This window comes from Ureibacillus thermophilus, assembly GCF_004331915.1.
GTDB classification, from domain to species: domain Bacteria; phylum Bacillota; class Bacilli; order Bacillales_A; family Planococcaceae; genus Ureibacillus; species Ureibacillus thermophilus.
In genome coordinates, this window is record NZ_CP036528.1 from 433,791 (window position 1) to 439,790 (window position 6,000).

The 6,000-nt window shown below is 37.4% G+C and carries 4 protein-coding genes; 3 read left to right on the forward strand and 1 reads right to left on the reverse strand.

Annotated elements, in window-relative coordinates; translation table 11 throughout:
• Positions 1-305 precede the first annotated feature (305 nt).
• Complete coding sequence (locus DKZ56_RS02090; protein ID WP_208651055.1) at positions 306-1,490, reverse strand: ISL3 family transposase; 1,185 nt, start codon at positions 1,488-1,490, stop codon at positions 306-308.
• Between the two features lie 249 nt (positions 1,491-1,739).
• On the opposite strand from DKZ56_RS02090, the gene DKZ56_RS02095 reads away from it, so the two are divergent.
• The 3 genes from DKZ56_RS02095 (at position 1,740) to fabG (ending at position 5,842) form a co-directional block, all read left to right on the forward strand.
• A complete protein-coding gene (locus DKZ56_RS02095) occupies positions 1,740-2,879 on the forward strand; it encodes a THUMP domain-containing class I SAM-dependent RNA methyltransferase (protein WP_208651056.1) in 1,140 nt (379 codons plus the stop codon).
• A 161-nt stretch (positions 2,880-3,040) separates the two neighbouring features.
• The gene (locus DKZ56_RS02100; protein WP_208651057.1) at positions 3,041-4,942 is read left to right on the forward strand and encodes an ATP-dependent DNA helicase; all 1,902 of its coding nucleotides are present in this window, start codon (positions 3,041-3,043) and stop codon (positions 4,940-4,942) included.
• Positions 4,943-5,101: 159 nt separating this feature from the next.
• The gene (gene fabG, locus DKZ56_RS02105) at positions 5,102-5,842 is read left to right on the forward strand and encodes a 3-oxoacyl-ACP reductase FabG (protein WP_208651058.1); all 741 of its coding nucleotides are present in this window, start codon (positions 5,102-5,104) and stop codon (positions 5,840-5,842) included.
• Positions 5,843-6,000: the final 158 nt, after the last annotated feature.

Here is a 6,000-nt window from a genome sequence, read left to right on the forward strand (position 1 = left end):
TCGTGTTTTTATTATATCATATAAACCAAGCTCGCTTCATTTCCTTCTTACAGAACAATGCAAATCCTTTATTCCCATATTATGTTTCATCTTATTCCAAAGCCCCTAATCGAGCTGAAAAATTCCTTTCATTGTAATCGGTATCCCCATTATTTCGTAAGCCCGAATTAAAAAGACGCATTGAAAAACTTGATACAGGAATCAAAAAAGCGCACTTTTTGGTACGCACGACAAATAGCCCTACAATCTTGATGTTTTTTTCGATTGAGGGCTATTTTGCAATTGCACATGATTCACGTATATTTTTAGACCAAGGCAAGTAGCGATCGATTATTTCTGGCTGCTGATGGATTGGAAGATTCGGTAGTTCTGTCAATACTTTTGATGTATTTGTTGATTGTCTTGATGGCGGTTTTCATATAGCTGGAAACGATATTTTGTTTATTCTCTAATGTTTTCTTTAGGAGCTCAAAGTCTTTGATTTTTATGCAATGTTGCACGTATTGATATAACTCATAGGACGCTTTTAATTCAGAATCTAAATCAATGAGATAGTGGAGAATCTCCACCTCACACATATGCTTTTTAAAGCAACGATGATATGTATAGTTCTTATAATCAAGTTTTGTTTGATCTTTCAGAAGGAGCTTCCAGTATTTTTTTAATTTATTGTAATTCTTTTTATCCCGATTCATGACGTTGATGCGCGTTTTGTTTAAAGCTCTGCTAAATAGTTGGAGGATATGGAATTTGTCGAGTACGATTTCCGCTTTAGGGAAAACTTCTTGGATTAAGGAAATATAAGGGCTGTACATATCGATGACAATCGTTTTTACCGCATCTCTCGCCTTCTTGGAATACCGTAAGAAATATTCTTTGAGGACATGTAATCTCCGGTCCTCCACGATATCCACAATCTCCCCTGTTTCAGAGTCGCAGAAAATAAAGGACATCGCTCCAGCTGCGGATTTCACGGATTTAAACTCGTCAAAACACAGGTGCTTAGGAAGATAGTGAACATTCGGCTGATAGTAACTATAAAAGCTGTCAATGACTCGACTGACAGTGGCATGAGATACATTGTGTTTGATGGCAATATCTTTTTCGGAGATTTTATCTTTGGCGTTTAAAGCAATCGATACTTTGGTATTGTTGGAAATGCAACAGTTTTTAGCCACGACGCTCGTTTTTAAAGTAAACGTGGAATGACAATGTTTACAGAAATAACGCTGTTTACGCAATTTTAAATAGGTATGAAAACCTGAAACACTAGGCATTTTAATGAGAGACGTTTTAAAACCGTGTTTAATGATTTGATCATCGAAGACATGTCCACAAGCATAGCACGCTTTTGGTTGGTAAGTTAATTGGCCATAAAAGACTTTTGATTGGACCCCTTTAATGAGTTCTTCTGCACAAAAATTTTCATCAAATGTGATATTTTTATCTTTTATATTGAGTAGGTTTCGTATAGAATGATGGTGAGACATGTGACACAACTCCTTGTAAATGTGGTTTTGGTCGATTACATTTTACCAGAGTTTTGTCACTGTCTCATTTTTTTTTTGTTCAAAAAAATTGGTGCTGGTTTATACTCACCAACACCAAATATTATAGAGCCTTTCATTGAAGTAATGATTAAATTTCAGCGAGTTTAATATATATTTTTTGTAAAGAGTTGCAAATAGAGGTATAATATACTTCTTGAAAATATGGGAGAATCTTAAGGATGGATGGTCATGACAAAATTTCAACTAGTAGCGACTTCTGCGATGGGATTAGAATCGATTGTAGCAGATGAAGTGAAAGCATTAGGATATGAAACGAAGACGGAAAATGGAAAAATATATTTTGAAGGCGATGAGCGGGCCATAGCTAGAACCAATCTTTGGCTAAGGGTTGCCGATCGGGTAAAAATTGTTGCAGGTCAATTTTTTGCAACGACTTTTGATGAATTGTTTGAGCAGACAAAAGCAATCCCTTGGGAACAATATTTGCCGGTGGATGCCAACTTTCCGGTTAGCGGAAAATCCGTAAAATCCACATTATACAGTGTGCCCGATTGCCAAGCCATCGTAAAAAAAGCCATTGTTGAGCGGCTGAAACAAGCATATAAACGAATAGGGTATTTGGATGAATCAGGAGCAACTTTTAAAATTGAAGTATCAATTTTGAAAGATATGGTAACACTTACAATTGATACAAGCGGCTCTGGTCTTCATAAAAGAGGATATCGGGTAGGACAAGGGGACGCCCCATTAAAAGAAACGCTGGCAGCGGCATTAGTCAAAATTTCAAAATGGTCTCCCCATAGACCTTTTGTAGATTTGTTTTGCGGTTCTGGCACAATCCCTATTGAAGCGGCGATGATTGGCCAAAATATTGCGCCCGGTTATAACCGAGATTTTATCTCTGAAGAATGGGATTGGATGGATCAGAAAATTTGGGATGAAGCTCGAATCGAAGTGGAAGATTTAGCTAATTACGATCAGCCTCTTGAAATCATGGGGACAGATATCGACCATCGAATGGTAAAAATTGCAAAAGATAATGCCCTGGAAGCTGGTTTCAGTGATTTAATCACTTTTAAACAAATGCAAGCAACTGATTTTACAACGACTTTAACAGATGGGGTCATTGTGTCGAATCCTCCTTATGGCGAGCGGATTGGCGAGAGGGAGGAAATTGAAATGGTCATCCGTGAACTTGGAAACATTATGAAAAACTATCCGACATGGTCTGTCTACATGCTTTCTTCAATGGAAAACTTTGAGGAACTGTACGGCAAAAAAGCAACGAAAAAACGAAAATTATTTAATGGTTTCATTCGAACAGACTATTACCAGTTTTGGGGGCAAAAATCAAACAAACAGTCATAGATTTGCCCATTATCGAATATTGTTATTTTCTGTCGATTTTTTTATAATAAAGTTATTGTAATCAATTGTAATTCATGTACTTTTTAGGCAGTGTCTTGAATTTTTTCGAGACACTTTTTCTTCATGTCTAACAAGTAGACATTGACAAAGGAGAATAGAAGATGAAATCATCAATACCTTTTGAATTATCAAAAGCGAAAAGTTTCTTTGATTCGTTGGACGATTGGATTGGCGATATTTTTTATGATGTATTGCCTGAAAAAGGATTTGAATGCCGCGATGAACAAATATTTATGAGCTATCAAATTGGAAAAGCATTAAAAGAAAAAAATGTCCTTTTTGCAGAAGCGGGTGTTGGAACGGGCAAAACGCTCGCCTATTTATTGCCTGCTATTGCCTATGCCCGCTATACGGGGAAGCCGGCGTTGATTGCCTGTGCCGATGAAACGCTCATTGACCAGCTTGTGAAAGAAGAAGGGGACATTGCAAAGATTGAAAAGCATCTGGGATTGAAAGTGGATGTAAGACTTGCCAAATCCCGGGATCAATATTTATGTTTGAAACGTTTTGAAGAAGCGGAATTATACGAGGACGAAGAGTGGATCGATGAAATTGCATTCTCCATCCCGGAAGAAGTATTTTCTGAAAGTTCGGCAGTGACCGTTCCCCTTTATGGTGCACGAAGCGATTATCCGCAAATCAGCGATGAAAATTGGAGTAAAGTCAATTACAATTCCATTATGCAGTGCAGCATTTGCGACAAGCGGAATCGGTGTGGACAAACGCTGCACCGAGCGTATTACCGACAAGCGACAGATTTAATTGTCTGCTCCCAAGACTTTTTGATGGAACATTTGGCAACGAAGGAATCCCGCAAACGAGAAGGCCAATTGACGTTGCTGCCTGAAGTTTCTTTGATTGTCTTAGATGAAGGGCATTTGTTGGAATATGCTGCTCAAAAGGCCATGACTTATAAAGTGCAAAACTATACCATCGTAAAATTGTTGGACCACATCATGGTGGATGGAATTCGCGAGAGCACTTTATTTGCAATGGAAAAATTGCAGGATGACCATGAATTGTTTTTCGACCAGCTTCAAGACGATGTGATTCCATCCGATGAAGACCGAAAAAGCATTCGAAAATCAGAAAAATTAATCGCTTTAGGAAAACAGCTTATTGATGATGTGGAAAAGCTGCTTGAGGAGTTCGTATTTGAATCGGAAATGTATGTCATTCCTGAATATGAATTAAATATTGTCGAAGAATTTTTAGAAGACTATGAAGAGGCTTTGAAAATTTTCATTTCAAAAAGCGATGCTATCGATTGGCTTGAGGATACCGACGGAGAAGAAACTTTGGTTATCATGCCAAGATTGATTACAGAAGTATTGGAAGAAAAACTATTTTCAATGAATATTCCAATCATCTTTTCTTCCGCAACATTATCTGTCAATAAAGATTTCTCTTACATCGCATCCAGCTTAGGCGTGAAGAAATATCAACACTTCAGCGTTCCTTCTCCATTCGATTATGATGAAGTGATGAATATTTATTTACATGAATTAGACGAAGAACAAAAAGTGAAGAAAGTAGAAGAGTTGCTAAAACAAAACAAGAAAACATTGGTGCTCTTTAAATCTAGACAATCGATGCTGAAGTTTAAGGAAAAATTGTCATTAATGGCCCGGTTGACAGTCGGCTTTGAAGGAGACCGGGAGTTGACATCCATCATTAAAGATTTCCAAAATGGCACAATCAAAACCCTTTGTTCCTACCATTTATGGGAAGGGGTAGACTTGCCGGAAGAAACATTGACGCAAATCATTATTTATGAATTGCCGTTCCCGCCAAAAGACCCGCTCTTTGAGGCAAAACGGAAATTTGCGGAAAATCCTTTTGAAGAAGTGGACTTGCCATTTATGCTTTTAAGATTGCAGCAAGGAATTGGACGACTTATTCGAACAGCCCATGACTATGGGGATGTTCATATTTTATTGAATGAAAAAGATAATGACATGCGCTCCCATTTCTTAAAAGTATTGCCGGTTGAGCCTAAATAACAACACATATATATGCAAAAAGTCTATATGGATTTTTTGCATATTTTTTTATTTTTTGGAATATATTTTATCAAATTTGTTGAAACAGGTCGGGACATGGTCGTATGATGTCAATAGTTGTCAGTCATTTATAAAGATTGAAAGAAAAAGGGGAGTCATATGAGATTACAAGGCAAAGTGGCGATTATTACAGGGAGTGCAAATGGAATCGGTCGGGCAGCAACGAAAAGGTTTTTAGAGGAAGGGGCAAAAGTAGTCATCGCAGATATTCAAAAAGAAGCAGGAAAAGAATTGGAAAAGCAATTTAAAGATCAAGGCTATGAGGTGTTATTTTATCAAGTCAATGTGGCAAACAAAGAAGAAGTCGAAAAAATGGTGGAGAAAGTAAAAGAAATCTACGGAAAAATTGATATTTTAGTAAACAATGCAGGGATTACAAGGGACGCCATGCTTGTCAAAATGACAGAAGAACAATTTGATGAAGTCATAAATGTGAATCTTAAAGGCGTATTCTATTGTACGCAAGCAGTAGCAAAAGTGATGGTGGAACAAGGATATGGAAAAATTATTAATACATCCTCCGTCAGCGGCGTCTATGGAAATATAGGGCAAACGAATTATGCGGCAGCTAAAGCGGCTATTATAGGGATGACCAAAACTTGGGCAAAGGAGTTAGGAAAAAAGGGAATCAACGTGAATGCTGTGGCTCCGGGGTTTACAAAAACAGCAATGGTTGAAAAAATGCCTGAGAAAATTTTGAATTATATGGAGTCCATTACAAGTTTAAAACGAATCGGCCAACCGGAAGATATTGCAAACGCTTACCTATTTTTAGCTTCCGATGAGTCCAATTATATTACAGGGCATGTTTTGCATGTCGATGGTGGAATTATGATGTAAACGAAAAGTTTTTTATTGAAAAACTTTTCATCATCTTTTAATATTCATACATGTGTAGAAAAACATACTAACATTAGTAGTACAGACCTAGGCCAAGGTTTGTGCTACTATTTTTTTATAGTAGAAGTGAAGGAAGGTCGAACAGCTCCTGGGACCAA